This window comes from Bdellovibrio sp. BIS2 (genome assembly GCF_055398295.1).
Genome location: NZ_AP035879.1, coordinates 3,652,460 through 3,669,334 on the forward strand (window position 1 = coordinate 3,652,460; position 16,875 = coordinate 3,669,334).

A 16,875-nucleotide genomic window follows, 5' to 3' on the forward strand; every position below is an offset into this window, starting at 1 on the left:
AAGTGAGATTTTCAGCCTAATCCTGTAAGGTAGGCCCATGTACAGGTTACGTGACTATCAACAGCAGGCGGTTACAAATACGATCCGGTATTTTCAGAAGAAACGGGAACCGGCTGTCATTGTATTGCCGACAGGTGCGGGAAAAAGTTTGGTTATCGCCGAATTGGCCCGCATCGCCCGTGGTCGCATCCTGGTACTGGCACACGTCAAAGAGCTGGTCGAACAAAACCATGACAAGTACAGAAGCTATGGCCTGGAAGCCGGCATCTTTTCCGCCAGCCTGGGAAAGAAAGATCACGATCAGAAGGCCATCTTTGGAAGCGTACAGTCCGTGGCCCGCGCCCCGGATGAGTTCTTCAACAACTTTTCTTTGCTGATCATTGATGAATGCCATCGTGTCGCCGAAGAGGGCGCAACACAATATCAAGAAGTCGTTAAAAAGCTGCAGGATCGCAACCCCACGTTGTGTGTCTTGGGCCTGACGGCCACGCCTTACCGTATGGGGCTAGGCTGGATCTATGAATACAATCAAGGCGGCGAGCTTAAAACCGAACAAAGTCGATTCTTCAAGCAGTGCGTGTATGAACTGCCACTGTCCTACATGATCCGTCACGGCTATCTGACCATTCCGGTGAAGGTTGATATTCCGGTCACATGTTATGACTTTTCAGACCTGCTGGGAAAAGACCGCGCCTTCACCACCGCTGAGGTTGAAGAAGTTCTTAAGAATCAAAAGCGCCTGACCCCTTTGATTATCAATAACATCATCGACATCACGGAAAAGTACGACCGTCAGGGTGTGATGATTTTTGCCAGCACCATTAAACATGCTGAAGAAATCATGACCTATCTTCCGGCGGATCAGGCCCGCGTTGTCTTTGGTGATACAGATATCAAAGAGCGTGCGCAGATCATCCACGACTTCAAGCAGAAAAAATTCAAGTACCTGGTGAATGTGTCAGTCCTGACCACCGGATTTGATGCGCCTCACGTCGATGTTATTGCGATCTTGCGCCCCACGGAATCCAACAGTCTGTACCAGCAGATTGTGGGTCGCGGACTTCGTTTATCTGAAGACAAAAAAGACTGTTACGTTCTGGATTACACCGGGGTCGGTCACGACATCTATGCCCCGGAGATCAGCGACAAGCGCCCGGCCAAGGACACCGTTCCGGTCAAAGTGGCCTGCCCCCAGTGTGCCTTTGAAAATGATTTCTGGGGTTATGCCGATGATGACGGCGTGGTCTTTGAACATTTCGGCAGAAAATGCAAAGGGGCCTCTCAAGACCCGAACACATTGGAAATCAAGCCCTGCGGATTCCGCTTCAGATTTAAACTTTGCCATAACTGTTCCTGTGAAAACGACATCACGGCCAAGGCTTGTGAAAAGTGCGATGCCGTCTTAATTGATGCCGAAGCCAAACTGAAGCAGGCGAAGCTTTCCAAGAACGCCCATGTGATGACTCCGGACCGGATTTCATTTGAAGAGCGCAAGGACAAGAATTCAAATCCTTACCTTGAAATCCGTTATTACGATCTGGAATCCAATTACCTCAGCGAAGTCCACTTCTTCAACAACACAACAGCCGTGAAGAAGTTCAATATCAACTTCTTAAGATCCCACCTCAGACTGCCGGAACTGGCCGTGGATCTGACAAGCCCTCAGGAAGTCATCCGATTCCAGAAGCTTTTCCGCGCCCCGATCTTTGTGATCGCCAGAAAACAGGACAAGTTCTGGCGCGTGACCGAAAAAGTCTTTGCTGAAGAGCTGGCACCTTAAAGAATAGATAGCGCTGATCGGTTTCTCGGGGTTAAATCAAGACATGAAAAAACTTGGTCTTGCAGAACTATTGGCCCCTGTCACACTTCCTGAATTCTTTAATTCCCACTGGCCAGTGGAGCCTTTGTTTATTCCGGCGACCCCGGGGAAACTGCAGGACATATTTGCCTTAGAGCAAATGCAAGATCTTAAAAATCTGATCTCTGCCCGCCAGCGCAAGGTTCGGGCCTGTCTGCCTGATTTTGACGACGAATACAGCTCGATCCATCTTGAGCCCAGTGATGCGCTGAAAGCCTATCGCAACAACATGACCCTGGTTTTTGATTCCATGCAAAGCCAGGATGCAACAATTGCCGACATGCTTACGAATATCCGCGCGGACTTGGGGTTGGTAACTGGTGGAGCTGAAAACGATCTGTGCAAAGCGCGTTCGATTGCCTATGCCACACCGGCTGGTTGCGGCACCCGTCTGCACTTTGATGCCAATGCAAACTTCATCATTCAGATCAAAGGCACCAAGACATGGAGACTTGCGCCGAATGAATCCGTAGAGTTCCCCACGGAGCGCTTTACTACCGGATCAGAAGAAATGCCGGCAGCCCTGGAAAAACAGTGTCATGCTCACCTGATCGATGCTTTGGATGAAGACAGCATGGAAGTCGTGATGAAGCCGGGCTGTGTTTTGTTTGTTCCCCGCGGTTATTGGCATGAAACAACCACCGAGGAAGAATCCCTTTCACTGAACTTTACATTCAGCCAACCGACGTGGGCGGATGTGTTCACCAAGTCATTGCAGGAAGTCCTTTTAAGATCACCGGAATGGCGCGAACTGGCCGACGGACTTGAAGGCACTGATCAAGAACGAAAAGAAGCCGCCATCGCACGTTTTGAATTCTTACTAAAAAGCCTGGCAACAGAGCTGCCTGAAATTTCCGGCAGGCTTCTGCTTCAGGAAGGTGGCTTGATCTAGCTCAGCCACTTGTCTCCGAATTTTGCCATGGAGTCAAAAACTGCAGAAAGGCCTTTGCCTTTTTCAGTCAGCGAGTATTCCACCCGTGGCGGGACCTCGGCGTAGACTTTTCTGTTCACCAGACCTTGATCTTCAAGCTCCGTCAGGCGCTCGGTCAGGGTTTTGGGGCTGATGGATCCCAGGGACCGGCGAAGTTCGTTAAAACGGACGACTTTATTAGCCAGCAAGTCTCTAAAAATGAGAATCGTCCACTTTCCGTCCAGAATCATCGCCGTCTTATATACCGGGCAGGCTTCCAATGATTTACTTTTTGCCATTAGTTCACTCTAGGAAACTAGTTTCCAAAATACCCCTACTTTACTAAAGATACCACCTGCCCCAGAATACCATAAGGAGCCGTGAAGAATGAAAAAAAGATTCCCTGTATTTGCCGGTATCGGAATTCTTTCAGTGGCGGCTCTGTTTCACTTTGCGATTTTAGGAGACAGCTCTATGAATTCAAAAACATCCGAAATTCAAGTTAGGCCTTATTCCCAACTGCCGGAAATGAACCTGGGCTGGCTGTCTTTGAAAGATCACTTTATCGCAACCGTGGGACCTTATTCAGGTCGTGGCGAACAACTGAAAAATCTGCTGGTATTGGCGGATGCGAAGATCCAGCCAAAATCCCGCTTCCCCGATCATCCCCACAATGACATGGAAATCCTGACATGGGTGGTTCATGGCAAGCTTCAACATTTGGATGACAAAGGAACGAATCAGGAAGTTCCGGCGGAGCACTTGCAACTAATGAGTGCTCGCGATGGGATTTTTCATGCGGAAGGGAATCTCAGTGACCAACCTTTGCGTCTGCTTCAGATCTGGATCCATCCGAATGCCAAGTCTGGAACGCCGGTGGTGCAGCAAGCAGGTCTTACCCAGAAAGGCTTCAACCTGTTGGCGGGACCCAGCACTGCCCCACTGAATATCCGACAGGATGTGTGGTTGTATGCTGCAAAGATCGAGGGGGAAGAACAGGTCTTTGAAATTCCTGAAGACAAGTTCGCCTATGCGGTTTCTATTGGGGATCTTTCTTGGAATGGGAAAGATATAAAAGACGGTGATGGGATTCTTGCCCAAAGTGGAAAGCTTGGCATCAAAGGCACCGGACAGGCCATCGTGATATTACAGACCAAAAATTAAAAGACTGCCTTCAGTCACCCGTATGTTGAACATCAGATAAAGAACCTAAAAACCCTCATTACTGATGCAAAACCAAAGTCAGTGGCGTTGAATGCTTGGATGAACCTAAGGATCGTTCTACTCACTTCACTGACGATGGTGGCTTTTGCAGCAAATTCCATTTTCTGCAGACTGGCGTTGAGCGATCACGCGAATGATCCGGTTTCTTTTACTATCTTAAGATTATTTGCCGGGGCTGCGATTCTATTGCCTTTGGCCCTGAAGGCCTATCACGACAAAAAGATCATCGGTAATAGAATGGCCATGCTCCCGGCGCTCATGCTGTTTTCTTATGCCCTTTTCTTTTCTCTGGCTTATGTCCGGATGACCGCCAGCACGGGGGCTTTGATTGTATTTCCGGCGGCGCAAATGACGATGCTGGGATACTCGATGTACAACGGCGCAAAACTGTCGCGCTTTGAAAAGCTGGGCGTGATCGTCGCGCTTTCCGGATTGGTTTATCTGGTGCTTCCGGGCTTTGATGTTCCGCCGGTTCAGGCCTCTATATTGATGGCTCTTTCAGGAATATCCTGGGGGATTTATTCTATTCTTGGAAAGAAAGCCGCTGATCCCGTCACCGCGACCGCAATGAACTTTATCTTCACCCTTCCGGTCGTTTTGGCTTTGTATCTTGTGTTTGGTCTAAAACTGACAACCATGGGTGCCACTTGGGCCGTTTTGTCCGGAGCACTGACATCGGCGCTGGGATATTTACTGTGGTATATCGTCATGCAAAGTCTGAAAACAAGCACTGCTGCCGTGGCCATGCTATCAAGCCCGGTCATCGCGGCCTTTGGTGGAATCTTGCTTTTGAATGAAAAAACAAGTCTCAGACTTTTTATTGCAACGGCCCTTATTCTTGGCGGGCTTTATATCAAAATAGTTGCTAACAACAAAGCCTGAGACCTTTAAATTTAAATGAGGACTATTTCTTTCTTACGAATTTAAGCCTGCGGAAAAGCAGCATGCGATTGTTCGCTGGCATTTCGAAGTCTTTCACGAACTCAAAACCATTTTTAAACATCGCGCTTAAGACGTCTTCAAAATTGCGGATGCCACTTTGCGGATCTCGTTCGCGCAAGGATTTGTCGAATTCTTCATTGCTGGGGGTCGTGAACTGGCCGTTATAGTTGAACGGCCCGTAAATCAGAACCTTCCCGCCTTCCTCTAAACGGCCCGCGATCAATTTGATAAAAGTCTTACACTCTTTCCAGGACATGATGTGGAATGTATTGATCGTCAAAATCACGTCGAAAGTGCGAATCGGGAAATCATCCTCCCCGACAACCATTCGGAACGGAGTTTTGATATTTGGAATGGCAGCTTGCTTAATACGCTCACGAAGCATCGGCAGGTTTTCTGCTACTTCGGTCGGAGTCCATTCCATCTTAGGGAAGAAGGGTGCAAGGTAAACCGCGTGTTGTCCGGTGCCGGCACCCACCTCGAGCAGGTTGTGGTCTTCGTGACGGATGACTTTCTTAAGAACTTCCAAAATGGGCTCTTTATTACGATCGGCAGCGGCGGAGAATGGTAGTTCCATGGTTTTCCTTTGGAAAATTCAGGCCCATATTTGAAAAACATATGCTTCCTCGACGATATTGGAGGAAAGGAGGAAAATCAAGTTTCCTCAAAGGAACTATCCTGATTCACTCTTCTTGGAATTTGTACAAAAAACTCGGTTTTGTCAAAAGCAGTAAAACCCTCGAGATGTAGCGCGAATGAATCTAGCGTTCCGAGCTTCCTGCCTTGAAGTAGCCAAAATATGCTCCCAGAAACGTTTTTCTCCGCGATGGGCTTGGTCAATATTGAATCCGTTTGGAAAAGGCGCAAATTCTCGGGGCTCATAACCCTATATATAGAAATGATCATGCCTGAGTGACTTGACGGAAGATCAGAGAACTTTGCGGTCATTTTTTTGCGTGCGCGCATGACCAGCAACTCTCTAAATTCTTGGGCAGTTCCCCTGAAGGGTTCTAGAGCCGAAGCTTCGACATCTATCCATGTATCTCTTCCTAGCAGAATTGCATGAATATCTGCTGTCTTTTGTGAATCAGGGATCTTTCGATCAAATCCCTGCAATTGAAAATCTGTATTAATTTTTAAATGACGGATCAAAAATACTTCGGAAACCACCCCCCAAATTCGAAGTAAATCCCACGTACTAGTCCATAGCGGCTCGAGCACGGACTTCGCACCTGGTTTATCCATCATCTCAGACGCAAACCAATCAAGAGCAACTAAGATTGATTGGAATATCTCTCTCATCTTCCTATCGGGTTCAACTTCAGAGAGGTGTAAGAACAACGGCAGGTTCATGCCCTCAGGTCTTTTTCGTCGTGCCTTGTTAAACTTATGCATTCTTCTATTTGTAATTCCGTACTTTGAATGGCGAGGCCAACTTTGAGGAATAACCTTGCGCAATTTTGGATAAGATTTCATACATCTATCCAACTGTTCAAACAGCATTTTGTCGTGATGTGATTCGGGCACCAGTTTGGTATACATAAAATCAAAGATTCTAAACATTAAACTCATTGAATCATCCCATCAAAGTATTCGTTAATATAAAGTAAATTACAGTGGCTCTGTTCGAAGAATCTCTTTTATAAATGGGAACTGCTGATGACATGAATTCAGAATTTCTTCTCGAATATTTTCATCTCCATCTTTGTGGTGTGCGAGGACTAAATAATAGTTCAAACCTTCATACTTAGCGAATACGATCCACTCTCCGTCTAAATCGCCACGTTTTTCTCGTACGGATAATGCCTTTACAAATTCGCTGGCTATATCCTGGCTTTTCTTTAAAGGATCACTGCTGGTTTTCAAAATACTTTGAATCATTCCTCTCAACTTCTCAGACTTTTTACTTTGCATTTTCCATTCACTTTGAAGATTTCTCGCTATTAGCGCCGTTTGGAAAAAATGTTTTTTATAAAGCCCCTTCAAATGCTTTCCCCGGAACGGCTCCTCACTCTTCGTGCGCGTTTTTCCCCAGCCCTCCAGTGTGTTGATTTCTTCTATGACCATTTGTACATGAAGTGAGTCGTCCGAGACGCCGAGTTGGAGTTGCCTTAAAAGGAGATCGCTTATGCGGAGACTAACTTCATCGCGGATCATAAATAGCTTGAAAAGTTTTTCTTTCTTTAAATCAAGAATCCAGTTGTTAGACATTCCGGCTTCTCTTTCGCATTTGACCCACCCGATAATTTGATCCGCAAGTTTTAGAGCACCACTTTACGTTTGCTCTGCCGGTGAAAAACTGTTGGCAATCTGGATTTTTACATTTCCTCAGTCCCTCTAGCCAACCTAGTGAAATCATATTTGAAAACATGTATGAAGCGAAAGTCTTAGGAGGAGGCTTATGAGGAATGTGAGCCACAAATATTGCCGTCAGTTTTTTTCCAGCAGGCATAATGTGACATTGGTGTCCCACGATGCAAACATGCTTATTTAAAGTATTCAATAACAGTGGTGAAGACCCGTTTCTGAAGTATTCACTCATACACCAGTGAATATACTCATCATGCTCGATCTGGATTGTATCTCGAGCTTCAGCTTTTCTAATGTGATTGTTGGCGCCATCAATAAGGTAAGAGGCATTTTCCCTGTCATATTTGATTGGGGGCTTTCCGTTGGTTTTGCCGGTCACATCCGTTTGTTGAACATAAAAACAGTCTTGTAACGCTTTTTCCATGAATTAACCCTCTTGAAGGCGTAACGCCTTTAGTGATTTTATCGTGTTACACGATTTAAACAAAGAAGGGTATTATGAAGTTTGCACTTGTAAACGGACAGCGTCGAGAAGCTAAAAAAGGACTATCTGGTATCTGCGTGGGCTGCGCACAACCAATGACGCCTAAATGTGGGCACATTAAAATTAAGCATTGGGCTCATAGAGGGAAACGCAAATGCGACCCCTGGTGGGAAAATGAAACTGAATGGCATCGTGGGTGGAAGTCTCACTTCCAAATTGAATGGCAGGAATATGTCCACCAAGCAGAAGATGGAGAAAAGCATATTGCTGACGTAAAGACCATAAAGGGTTGGGTGTTGGAATTTCAGCATTCGGCTATATCCTCCGAAGAACGTAATTCCAGAAACTCATTCTATAAGAGACTTACTTGGGTAGTAGACGGTCTAAGACGAAAACGAGACAAATCTCAATTCTTCGAATCTCTTAGAGAAGTGGCCTCTATAAATAATAGCCCTCTTGTTCGCAGAATTTTCATTGCTAGTGAAAATACGCTACTGAAAGAATGGTCAAATCTTAATGCACCAATCTTATTTGATTTTGGGGATGAAACCTCATTATGGTGTCTTTTCCCCGCAGGGCTCCAAGATCGCAAATATATATGTGAATTCTCTCGTGCTGCATTCATTCAAATTCACCAAGATGAAACAGAAAAAGATATCTTTCAGGAGCTACTAGAGAAATTCCAGATATTGTTTTCTGATTTCAATAAACGTTTTGACGCGCAGGCAAGACAACAACAAAATTTGCGTTATACCGATCCTCTTGCTGCATTGTCCCACCAAAGATGGAGATACCGACGACCTCTTTAATTTATCTCTGCCTTAAGATATCCAATTGAAAGTCGTGCTTTCTCGAGACATATTTGGAGGCTATTGTTCTGTTCATCGAACCAGTCTGGTGACATGTCGACAGCTATTGTAACTTCTACCCTGTCGTTTTCAGCTTTCCGATTAAACTTTAAGAGGCGAAGATATTTTTGGGAACCGAATCCAAAAGTACGACCATGTGCCAAGGCGTCCCTCAGAGTAACAATCGGTTTGATATCTATTTTGAACTCCAAAGGAGCACACTTGTTATATTTCTCTAAGACTTGTGTTAGATCATCTTTGTTAGTGAAGATATTAATCTCAATAAGATCACCTGATTTAATTCTAGGAAGTTGGCTAATAACTCGCTCCGACTCACGACTGTTCAACTTTGAAATTGCCATTCGAGCGAGAAACTCAAGCATTTGTAGATTACCCAGCAGTTTACCTAAATTAAGTGCGTGCAGCTCCAGACTTTCTTTAGAAACCAATCAACCCACCCCTACTTAGATTTCTTATTTGTTGTATTTTGGCTGGCCATCATCTGCTGAATCCGCTCCCTGAGCTCCTGATTTTCCTTTCGCAAATTTAGGATATCGGGAATAAACAGAAACAAGCACGAAAGCGAGATTGCTACAGTTACAGTGGCGATATTGGTATATAGGACCATTCGATTCCCTTTCGCTGCTGCTTCTCCCGCGCGAAAGTTTAAGTAATCTGTCTTCCATTCTAATTGCGATTTTCGCCACGTATTGATGGTCGCAGACGTAGTTTCTGCAATTTGATTTAGATTTGATAACCAGATTTCGAATGGTCTAAGAATCATTGAGTAATGAACAGGTTCTGTTGTAATGATTTGCCCTGTCCTTTTGTCTTCAATCTCAGCAAAAGGTCGCAAACTAAATAGAAATAGATCAGCTTTATTTTGAATAATTGACTGGCAAAGCATATCCAGTTGGGCAGTACACTTGGCAAATTCTCTAAAAGTCTTAGCCGACTTGAATTCAATCTCTATTGACTGAATCTTGGCTAAAAAACTTTCTTTAATAGTCTTTTCGATACCGTCGCAATAAGCGACACCAGCAGATCCTTGATTTGCCTTTTTTTCAAAGGCACCTGGATTGACAACCTGTTCTACCGAATGTATAAAAACTTTGTCATTTCGAGCGTATTCCAACATCTCGAGCATCTTCTTTAGAATTTCTCCAAGGCCATCAAGTCGTCCAAGGAATAAAGGGATGAATGTATCAACCTCAATATCAGTGAGCTGAGTTCTCCATCTTAATAGGACGTCATGATCTTTATGCATTTGAAGATTTCGTCTCGACATTTTTAGATCCTTCTTTTGTCATTCGAGATTCAAACTCTTCGATTTCTTTGAATAGTTTTCTGAATGCCGTAAGATCACAATTTAATAAAGTGGAACTTTTACTAACTGTTTTCGCGAAATGATTTTTAGATAATGCAAGAGACTTACCAGATGACTTATCAAATACGTCCGAATCAATAACCTTCACTTCACCAGTATCGAGCTTTATCTTTCCTTGGTACTTAATATTCCCATTACTTTTAAGTGTGCCGTCTTTATTAAATTCATTGGATAAATATAGACGTCGCCCATCAACAACAAGCCGTCGGATATCGTCATCTTTAAAAAGAAGTTCAGCACTGCAAGAGTTCTTATGCTCAGGAGGCAAAGGAATTACCATTGAGAAGACGTTATTTGACCAACTAATTACTCCCTGCTCGTGGTTCTTTTTTATCGCATCATTATCGTGATCAAAAATACAAATGATACGTTGCTTGAACTTCCTTAGCTTCTTAGCAGAGGAACAAAAGCTCGAGAGAGTTTGATCTCCATAGAAACGGTCCTCTTTTATCTTATGAAAAGCTATTTTTAAATCTTTAAACTCATTGTTTGCCTGAAGAGCTTTCAGAACTGCATCGAATATTATCCAATCTGTCTTTCCCTCAGTTCGAATAGCGGTGCAGTTATGATCTCTCAAGCCGCATTCAAAATATCTTAAGATTAGATTTTCAAAAATATCACCTTGGTTGGAATGATGCTTGCTATAGTGCACTGACTTATTATTAGAGCTTCTAACAAATCTTAGGAACTCGAGCTTTCCACGGATGATTTTATCGAATCTTTTAGTGCTCTTTTCTTTTGAAGTCGGAATATATTTTTCAAAATATTCTTTCGAAACGGTTTCGATGCCATGTTGATTCCATTTATACAAGGCGGTGCGTAAATTTCTAACGTACTTTCTAGATACGTTCAACTTACTGTTAACTGTAATTCCGGTAACTATCTTTCTGTCGTCATCAGACTGTAATCGAACCTTTTTTGAGTTTATTGTGAAACCATTTTTTTCAATTATCTTTCTGAGCGCAGCAGAAGAATGGCTTACTTCTCCCTTAAGAAAACCTACTTCCTTCGGGAAGCCTGGTTGGTTCGTGGAAAAAGTAATATCATCGGCATAACGCGTGTACGTACACTTGTTCTCTTTTGCAAATTTTTGTAGCTCACCGTCTAATTTTGAACAAATCATATTTGAGATAATGGGAGAAGTTGGAGCACCCTGAGGAATTGAATTCTTATAGCATGCAATTTGGGCGAAGACGGTAGCCGTTTTTGCATTCATATTATAAGGCTTCGCCATGAACATTCCGCGAACCCTTCCAAAGTTTATCGAAGGGAAAAAGTCTTTCAAATCTAAATTAAATATATGACGGTGTTTAAGGTGTCTCTTTGCATTAGTGATGATTGAAGTATTGGGTAAAAAGGCGTGCGCTGATGGTCTTACTTGGTAGCTCTCCAAGAGAACCTTAGCCAGGTTCTTTTGAAGGATCTTAAGGCCCACCTCCGGAGCAGCAATTTCTCGTATGCCACCATTTTTTTTCTTAATGGAGTATTCTTTATACTGACTAGCCCGATTGTCTCTTTCCGAGTATAATACGATACCTAATCGCTTTACTTTTACATTAAGCAAGTCGGCGATTTCTTTTAAGGTCTCTAAGGACTCAAGTTTGACGTCTTTACTTTTTTGTTCCATAAAAAAGCGGTCTGCCCGATTTAATTCACTCTTTCGCCATGAACAGAATGTTACATGCAGAAAAGGCCATAAGAGATTGCTGGGGGCAACCGTGCACCCGGCGTTTACTAGTTGCCGCAGTTACAGACAGCACTAATCAATTTTCTTGGGGCAGACCGCAATTCGATCTTAAAGCTCTCAGCTGTACATACTCAAGAATAAATATATTTTGTTTAGACTATAATATCTTGGTCCAGCATCTAATGACGGTCAGGCTATATTGAATTTTTTAAGAATTTGCAGGAGCGGTAAGACCCGTCAATCTCAGGGAACTTAGCCAAGAGTTTTGCGCGCTCCTTTCCATTTGCACATCGAGCAGAAATGATTCGCTTTTGAGTGCCCTTGTCACGAACACAAAATACGACAAACAAAATTCGCTTTTGATCACTCAAGGCGATCAGGTTGAAACGTGGCTCAAGTCGGACATTAAAAAGTTTATCTTTAAGCGCAATGGATTTAATACTAATTATGCAGCTAGAAGCCTCATCAAATGATACCTCATGCTTATTCAAATTCCCGGACATCTTTTCAAAGTTTCCGATTGCCCGGAGCCGACCAACGCTATCTTGTGAATGGGAGGAAATGATTGAGAGTAGTCGATCCTGCCAAAGTTTGCTTTGAAACATTTCTCTCCGAGTACTTGATTTCCTGTCGAACTACTGAACCATAAGACTTTCCCCCGAGGGGGGTAGTATCTAACACTATAACAGCTTAGAACCATTTCCAGGCCGGAAATTGGTGGAGGCGGGGGGAATTGAACCCCCGTCCGCAAATGATCCACGATAAGGCGCTACATACTTAGTCAGTGTTTTAGATTGGTCCTCGGGCTTCCACAGACAAAATCCCTAAGACCTCTCCCCCAGTAAATTTAAGCATGTCTGCTGGAGAAAACCCAACACGCCGAGGTCCCTAAATGACGATCAATCCAAGTGCGGAACCACCACAAGGTTGATCGTGCTGCTTAATTAAGCTGCAAGTGCGTAATCGTTGCCAATTACAAAGTGGACGTTTTTAACGAGGTCCTCATCCGCCCCGGTATGCTCCTTATGCTTCAGCACCCACGTCGAAGCCAGTACGCCCCCATGTTGTGAAACAGTTCTTTCTCATCATCTCGCATTTCGCGGGAAAATGAAAATCGTTTATCCTTCCCATTCGGACCCCTGTTTTCAACGATTAAATTTTTCGTGACGCAGGACTTTTGTCTTGCTTGGGTGGTGTCATCCTAACCAGATCCTAACGTTAGCAAGGGACAATTTACGCCAAACGGTTGAGATATCCACCATTTATGGGGCTATTCCACAGAGTTATCCACATTGTTGGCTGAAAAATGGGGCAAAACTGACACCAAAATTTAAGAATCTTAAATTTATCCGAGAGGCTGTCACGTTCAATGACAGCCCTTAGATTGTGCAGAATTAACGGAAAAGGTCGGCAGCGGACGCTGCCGTTGCGGCAAGAGAGCTCACATTTGAACGGTCATTCTTCTGTTCTTTAGCGCCGACAGGAGCTGTTGGAGCGGCCGCTTGAGGAACCACCGGAGCAGCCTCAGCCATCATCACTGGTGCTTCCACAGGGGTCGTCTCCACGATCGGAGTTTCAACCTGGATGTCCAAAGCCGACTTCATTGCTGGTGCTTTCACCGCAGATTCCACCGCGTTGGTCACCGGGAACAGTTGGATGTTCAACTGGTAAACTCTTTCGCCCTTGTCCTTCATGCGCGCGATTGAGTTGTCCTTGTGCAGGGCTTTTCTCATCTGGCGCAGTTTGAATTTGATCTCTTCAAACTCGGACTTGGTCAAAGAAAGAGTCAACGTGCCGAACTCACGCTCGGTTGGTTGATCCTGGTACAGGGATTCAAGGCCCAAGTACATCAACTGGGATTGCAGCTTGCGAACCAAAGCCACCGGGATTTCTTCCGGGGATTCAGTCAGGCTGCGGGCTTTTTTCAATTCACCCGTCACTTCGTCACGGCGAAGGTCGCCAGAGCTGATCAAAGTGGAAAGGGCGTTGTCGATTTCATCTTCAGAAGCCTTGCCACGCAGAAGGTTTTTCAGCGTCGCTGTATCGAAGGACACGCCGTCTTGATCGATCATTGCGTAAATGATCCACGCCACCCAGTTCGGAACTTTTTCCCAGGTCTTGCGATCGATTTCGCCGGATTTCAGTTTCCCCGCCACACGGTGTTCGCTCAATTTCTTGAGGTACATGTTGCGTTCAGCCGGATCCATCGCTTGCGTGAATTGAACCAGCAAACGGAATTCTTCGGTCTGATCTTTCATAAAGCCCAGGGCTTTACCGAACTTGCCGATCATGTCGTCGGAAAGATTTCTTTTTCCTTCGATGATCATTTTCAAGTAATTCGGGGATTTGATATTGGCTGCGGCAGAGAACACGGCATACGTGTATGCACGCAAAGAGCCTTTGGAAGCCTTACGTTTAAACAGATAGAAGTCCGCCAAGAACTGGCGATAGTTCATGTAATCAGATAATACGGGCGGAACGAGCGAACCCATTGAAATTTCTTTGCCTTTGCTAAACTCTGGCTGGCGGTTTTGCATAGAAATGGTTCTCCTTTGCACTCAAACTAGTTCACCTGATTTGAATCCTCAAAACAAGCGGATTTGGCGCAAAGATCCTTAACTTATTGCAAGGCATAAAAAAAGGGACCCCGATTGGAGCCCCTTTTCCTAGTCTAAGTTTTAAAACGTTCAGCAATTAGCGACGGGACAACTTCAAAGTCACTCCGCGAACATCCAAGTCCCCGCGAGTGTAAAGCACGATGCTGGAAGCCGTCTGACCGATCACAGCATTTTGCGGGTACACAGTCTGGCGACGACCGTAACGATCTACCTGGATTGTTTGACCCTGGTTAAAGCCGTTGATCAGAAGATCCATCAAAGCCACGTTATAAACAGCATTGGCCTCGATTTCGATCGCCTGGATTCTGTAACCACGGTAGCGGTTCATATCCAGGTACATGCCCAGATCCAAACGGTCATTCCCGTACAAACGACGGTTCACATACAACGGCACGTCGATTGTGCGCTCAGGACGACCTGGAGGATTGTATGAATCCTGTTCACGCAAGTTTACAGTGACGGATTCAAGCTGGGCATTGCCACGGATTTCTAGCTGCAAAGTGCGGATGTCTTCACCCAAGACGGCACGATACTGCGGGCGAAGCAGAACAGACCCTTGAGGAGAATAAACACTTTCCTCACGACGGCCATCAGTCAGCAAAATGACTTCCGTGTTGTAACCGCTGCTGCGGAATTCCGCTTCGACGGACTCGACAACATAACCACGGTAGTTTTCACCGATGCCAGCCAACTGGCGAAGGTGCAAAGTTTCGTTGTTCACACGACGGTTCAAATAGATGACCTTACGTTCCTGACGGCCATAACCACCGCCATTACCGAAGTCGTCCCCCGGATAACCCGGAACTGGTCCAAAATCACCGCCCGGTCCGAAATCACCTGGGAAGCCAGGGCCGACATCTGGAATCGGAGCTGGGCCCGGACGAGAACCACCCGGCACGATATAGGCTTCAGCAGCAGCGGTGAATAAAGTAATTGCGGCAAAAGAGAGTAAAAGGCTGTTTTTTAGAGTCATTATGTCCCCCAAGTGGTTAGAAAGTTCCCCCACCGACCCTTAAAGCAACCCGCGTACCAACCCTTTGGAGGCCAAAATGACCCTGAAAAACGAAAAAAGGGCCACTGACCTTGGAGTATCAGTGACCCTCAACACATTAACCACCCTCGAAAGGGTTCTTTTAGGGACTATTTCAAGTTGTCATCAGTAAGATCAACGATAGGTTTGATCTTACGCATGAACGTGATCGCAAACTGATCTTGGGCATAAGTTGCGCGTTTTCTCATTTTCAAAGCCAAACGAATCTGACCCAAACCGTTGTTCGCCACAAGACGAGCTTCGCCGATCCAGTTAGCATAAGTCAGTTTGGTGTTGTTCAAAGAGATCAAATCCAAAGTGTCTTCCTGATCTTTCGCGATACGGGAAAGAGGAATGTTCACACCCGTACCCGCTTCAGGAGCCAGCAACGGACCGGCAAAAGCCAGCAATTCGCTGTTGCCACCTTTCATCAGAACTGTGAAACCGGAACGACCGTTTACAACTTCGAAAGAAGACATTTTCACGGACTTCACTTTATCTTGAGTGTTTTCATTCAAGTAAGTGTTTCTCATGAACTCACGCAGAACCAGATACTCTGGGTTGTCAGAGTAGTTGCCTGGAAGTTTGAAGAACAAGTCAGCAGAAGAGTTTCTGAATACGATATTGATGATCGCAGAAGTGGGGCTGGAACCGATTTTCAAGCGCGCGAAAGTTGTTTCGCAAAGACCATCCAGGTCCACACATTTCACAGTGCCTTCCAAAGCGCGAGTGCCTGTGGAACGTTCACCATTACCAGCGCGCACAGATCTTACCGGAGAAGCAGCACCTTCACCGGAAGAACCCGCTACGTTGTACACTTTAATGTCATTACCTTCTTTGATTTTCAAAGTGATGATCACGTCACCGGACAAACCATCCACAGACATTTTCGCAGACTGAACAGAAGCCGCCGCTTCGTTGTTCAAACGACGAGTTTCATAGCTAACTTTTTCGTTACGAGCTCTTAGATAGTTCAAAAGCTCATCGGTAGATGACGAAGTATAAACCAGACCGTCTTCAGTCACGCCACCAGTCATACGTTTTGTCAGATTGTCACGATTCAGACTGTTCGGGTCTTTTTCGTTATAGTCCCCAGGAATCACATTCGTGCCTGGAGCCGGAGCGGGACGAGTGCCCACCACTGGCGGCGGAGTCGTTGGAACTGGTGCCGGTGGAGGTGTTGGATTGGAAGTCTGAGGCGCCTCTGGAGTTTTTGGTGGAGGAGGAGGCGTCGGAGTTGACGGCTGTTTACCCGGAAGTGGTTGAGGCTTAGAGCCCGCATTAGGATCTGCAGGGTCAGGAAGACCGCCACCTAATTTATCGTTGGTATCGCTCGTCTTATTAGAGTCTGTTTGAGTCGCCTCTTTTTTAGGCTCACTGAATACGTCTTTTTTCTTACCACACGCAGTAAGAGACAAAGAAGCCAACAAAGCGGCCGTAATGATTGTATGCTTGTGAAGCATTGGTAACATGAGAAACCTCCAAGTATTCTTTCTATAAACCAATTCAGAAAGGACCTTTAGCAAGGCTCGGGCCAGATTTCGTCACCCCTCATCAGGCCTTGTATTTCAATACAG

The 16,875-nt window shown here is 45.2% G+C and carries 17 protein-coding genes and 1 other RNA gene; 5 read left to right on the forward strand and 13 right to left on the reverse strand.

Translation table 11 applies throughout. The features are described 5' to 3' along the window. Window positions 1–37: 37 nt before the first annotated feature. A complete protein-coding gene (locus ACZ520_RS17435) occupies window positions 38–1,780 on the forward strand; it encodes a DEAD/DEAH box helicase family protein (RefSeq protein ID WP_464126768.1) in 1,743 nt (580 codons plus the stop codon). 43 nt (window positions 1,781–1,823) lie between these two features. Beyond that, a complete protein-coding gene (locus ACZ520_RS17440) occupies window positions 1,824–2,750 on the forward strand; it encodes a JmjC domain-containing protein (protein WP_464126770.1) in 927 nt (308 codons plus the stop codon). Here the strand turns inward: ACZ520_RS17440 and ACZ520_RS17445 are convergent. Then, window positions 2,747–3,067 (reverse strand): winged helix-turn-helix transcriptional regulator, encoded by a 321-nt coding sequence (locus tag ACZ520_RS17445; protein ID WP_088563923.1) that lies wholly within the window; start codon window positions 3,065–3,067, stop codon window positions 2,747–2,749. The genes ACZ520_RS17440 and ACZ520_RS17445 overlap by 4 nt on opposite strands. Before the next feature lie 88 nt (window positions 3,068–3,155). Here ACZ520_RS17445 and ACZ520_RS17450 point away from each other — a divergent pair, with 88 nt between their 5' ends. Next, entirely contained in the window at window positions 3,156–3,932 is a 777-nt protein-coding gene (locus ACZ520_RS17450; protein WP_464126772.1) for a pirin family protein, read from the forward strand. A gap of 99 nt (window positions 3,933–4,031) precedes the next feature. Next, window positions 4,032–4,874 carry a DMT family transporter gene (locus tag ACZ520_RS17455; protein WP_464126774.1) on the forward strand — a complete coding sequence of 281 codons (843 nt, stop codon included), beginning with the start codon at window positions 4,032–4,034 and terminating at the stop codon, window positions 4,872–4,874. A 22-nt stretch (window positions 4,875–4,896) separates the two neighbouring features. On the opposite strand, the gene ACZ520_RS17460 is transcribed toward ACZ520_RS17455, so the two are convergent. The 4 genes from ACZ520_RS17460 to ACZ520_RS17475 all read right to left on the reverse strand — a co-directional run bounded on the left by ACZ520_RS17460 (window position 4,897) and on the right by ACZ520_RS17475 (window position 7,668). Further along, entirely contained in the window at window positions 4,897–5,511 is a 615-nt protein-coding gene (locus ACZ520_RS17460; RefSeq protein ID WP_464126776.1) for a DUF938 domain-containing protein, read from the reverse strand. Between the two features lie 77 nt (window positions 5,512–5,588). Then, window positions 5,589–6,506, reverse strand: a complete 918-nt coding sequence (locus ACZ520_RS17465) for a hypothetical protein (RefSeq protein ID WP_464126778.1) — start codon at window positions 6,504–6,506, stop codon at window positions 5,589–5,591. 39 nt (window positions 6,507–6,545) lie between these two features. Then, window positions 6,546–7,145 carry a hypothetical protein gene (locus ACZ520_RS17470; RefSeq protein WP_464126780.1) on the reverse strand — a complete coding sequence of 200 codons (600 nt, stop codon included), beginning with the start codon at window positions 7,143–7,145 and terminating at the stop codon, window positions 6,546–6,548. Then, window positions 7,138–7,668, reverse strand: coding sequence for a CGNR zinc finger domain-containing protein (locus ACZ520_RS17475; RefSeq protein WP_464126782.1), 531 nt, complete (start codon window positions 7,666–7,668; stop codon window positions 7,138–7,140). Before ACZ520_RS17475 ends, ACZ520_RS17470 begins: the two co-directional genes overlap by 8 nt. A gap of 74 nt (window positions 7,669–7,742) precedes the next feature. Between ACZ520_RS17475 and ACZ520_RS17480 the strand changes: the two genes are divergently transcribed. Further along, a complete protein-coding gene (locus ACZ520_RS17480) occupies window positions 7,743–8,537 on the forward strand; it encodes a competence protein CoiA (RefSeq protein WP_464126784.1) in 795 nt (264 codons plus the stop codon). Here the strand turns inward: ACZ520_RS17480 and ACZ520_RS17485 are convergent. The 8 genes from ACZ520_RS17485 to ACZ520_RS17520 all read right to left on the reverse strand — a co-directional run bounded on the left by ACZ520_RS17485 (window position 8,534) and on the right by ACZ520_RS17520 (window position 16,770). Continuing rightward, window positions 8,534–9,025 (reverse strand): hypothetical protein, encoded by a 492-nt coding sequence (locus ACZ520_RS17485; RefSeq protein ID WP_464126786.1) that lies wholly within the window; start codon window positions 9,023–9,025, stop codon window positions 8,534–8,536. The two genes, ACZ520_RS17480 and ACZ520_RS17485, sit on opposite strands and share 4 nt — an antisense overlap. Window positions 9,026–9,036: 11 nt before the next feature. Beyond that, window positions 9,037–9,843 carry a hypothetical protein gene (locus tag ACZ520_RS17490; protein WP_464126788.1) on the reverse strand — a complete coding sequence of 269 codons (807 nt, stop codon included), beginning with the start codon at window positions 9,841–9,843 and terminating at the stop codon, window positions 9,037–9,039. Continuing rightward, window positions 9,836–11,590, reverse strand: a complete 1,755-nt coding sequence (locus ACZ520_RS17495; RefSeq protein ID WP_464126790.1) for a reverse transcriptase domain-containing protein — start codon at window positions 11,588–11,590, stop codon at window positions 9,836–9,838. The genes ACZ520_RS17490 and ACZ520_RS17495 overlap by 8 nt, the downstream gene beginning before the upstream one ends. A gap of 254 nt (window positions 11,591–11,844) precedes the next feature. Continuing rightward, window positions 11,845–12,255, reverse strand: a complete 411-nt coding sequence (locus ACZ520_RS17500) for a BrnT family toxin (RefSeq protein ID WP_464126792.1) — start codon at window positions 12,253–12,255, stop codon at window positions 11,845–11,847. 110 nt (window positions 12,256–12,365) lie between these two features. Continuing rightward, window positions 12,366–12,711: a transfer-messenger RNA gene (ssrA, locus tag ACZ520_RS17505) on the reverse strand. 333 nt (window positions 12,712–13,044) lie between these two features. After that, window positions 13,045–14,187, reverse strand: coding sequence for a DUF4423 domain-containing protein (locus ACZ520_RS17510; protein WP_464126794.1), 1,143 nt, complete (start codon window positions 14,185–14,187; stop codon window positions 13,045–13,047). Window positions 14,188–14,344: 157 nt separating this feature from the next. Beyond that, entirely contained in the window at window positions 14,345–15,241 is an 897-nt protein-coding gene (locus tag ACZ520_RS17515; RefSeq protein ID WP_464126796.1) for a hypothetical protein, read from the reverse strand. 167 nt (window positions 15,242–15,408) lie between these two features. Then, a complete protein-coding gene (locus ACZ520_RS17520; RefSeq protein ID WP_232468964.1) occupies window positions 15,409–16,770 on the reverse strand; it encodes a hypothetical protein in 1,362 nt (453 codons plus the stop codon). Window positions 16,771–16,875: the final 105 nt, after the last annotated feature.

What these genes read in the sequence shown, in the direction of transcription:
- ACZ520_RS17435 (WP_464126768.1), top strand. Translation starts at nt 38, where the DNA reads ATGTACAGGTTACGTGACTATCAACAGCAGGCGGTTACAAATACGATC.
- ACZ520_RS17440 (WP_464126770.1), top strand. Translation starts at nt 1,824, where the DNA reads ATGAAAAAACTTGGTCTTGCAGAACTATTGGCCCCTGTCACACTTCCT.
- ACZ520_RS17445 (WP_088563923.1), bottom strand. Translation starts at nt 3,067, where the DNA reads ATGGCAAAAAGTAAATCATTGGAAGCCTGCCCGGTATATAAGACGGCG.
- ACZ520_RS17450 (WP_464126772.1), top strand. Translation starts at nt 3,156, where the DNA reads ATGAAAAAAAGATTCCCTGTATTTGCCGGTATCGGAATTCTTTCAGTG.
- ACZ520_RS17455 (WP_464126774.1), top strand. Translation starts at nt 4,032, where the DNA reads ATGAACCTAAGGATCGTTCTACTCACTTCACTGACGATGGTGGCTTTT.
- ACZ520_RS17460 (WP_464126776.1), bottom strand. Translation starts at nt 5,511, where the DNA reads ATGGAACTACCATTCTCCGCCGCTGCCGATCGTAATAAAGAGCCCATT.
- ACZ520_RS17465 (WP_464126778.1), bottom strand. Translation starts at nt 6,506, where the DNA reads ATGAGTTTAATGTTTAGAATCTTTGATTTTATGTATACCAAACTGGTG.
- ACZ520_RS17470 (WP_464126780.1), bottom strand. Translation starts at nt 7,145, where the DNA reads ATGTCTAACAACTGGATTCTTGATTTAAAGAAAGAAAAACTTTTCAAG.
- ACZ520_RS17475 (WP_464126782.1), bottom strand. Translation starts at nt 7,668, where the DNA reads ATGGAAAAAGCGTTACAAGACTGTTTTTATGTTCAACAAACGGATGTG.
- ACZ520_RS17480 (WP_464126784.1), top strand. Translation starts at nt 7,743, where the DNA reads ATGAAGTTTGCACTTGTAAACGGACAGCGTCGAGAAGCTAAAAAAGGA.
- ACZ520_RS17490 (WP_464126788.1), bottom strand. Translation starts at nt 9,843, where the DNA reads ATGCATAAAGATCATGACGTCCTATTAAGATGGAGAACTCAGCTCACT.
- ACZ520_RS17495 (WP_464126790.1), bottom strand. Translation starts at nt 11,590, where the DNA reads ATGGAACAAAAAAGTAAAGACGTCAAACTTGAGTCCTTAGAGACCTTA.
- ACZ520_RS17500 (WP_464126792.1), bottom strand. Translation starts at nt 12,255, where the DNA reads ATGTTTCAAAGCAAACTTTGGCAGGATCGACTACTCTCAATCATTTCC.
- ACZ520_RS17510 (WP_464126794.1), bottom strand. Translation starts at nt 14,187, where the DNA reads ATGCAAAACCGCCAGCCAGAGTTTAGCAAAGGCAAAGAAATTTCAATG.
- ACZ520_RS17515 (WP_464126796.1), bottom strand. Translation starts at nt 15,241, where the DNA reads ATGACTCTAAAAAACAGCCTTTTACTCTCTTTTGCCGCAATTACTTTA.
- ACZ520_RS17520 (WP_232468964.1), bottom strand. Translation starts at nt 16,770, where the DNA reads ATGTTACCAATGCTTCACAAGCATACAATCATTACGGCCGCTTTGTTG.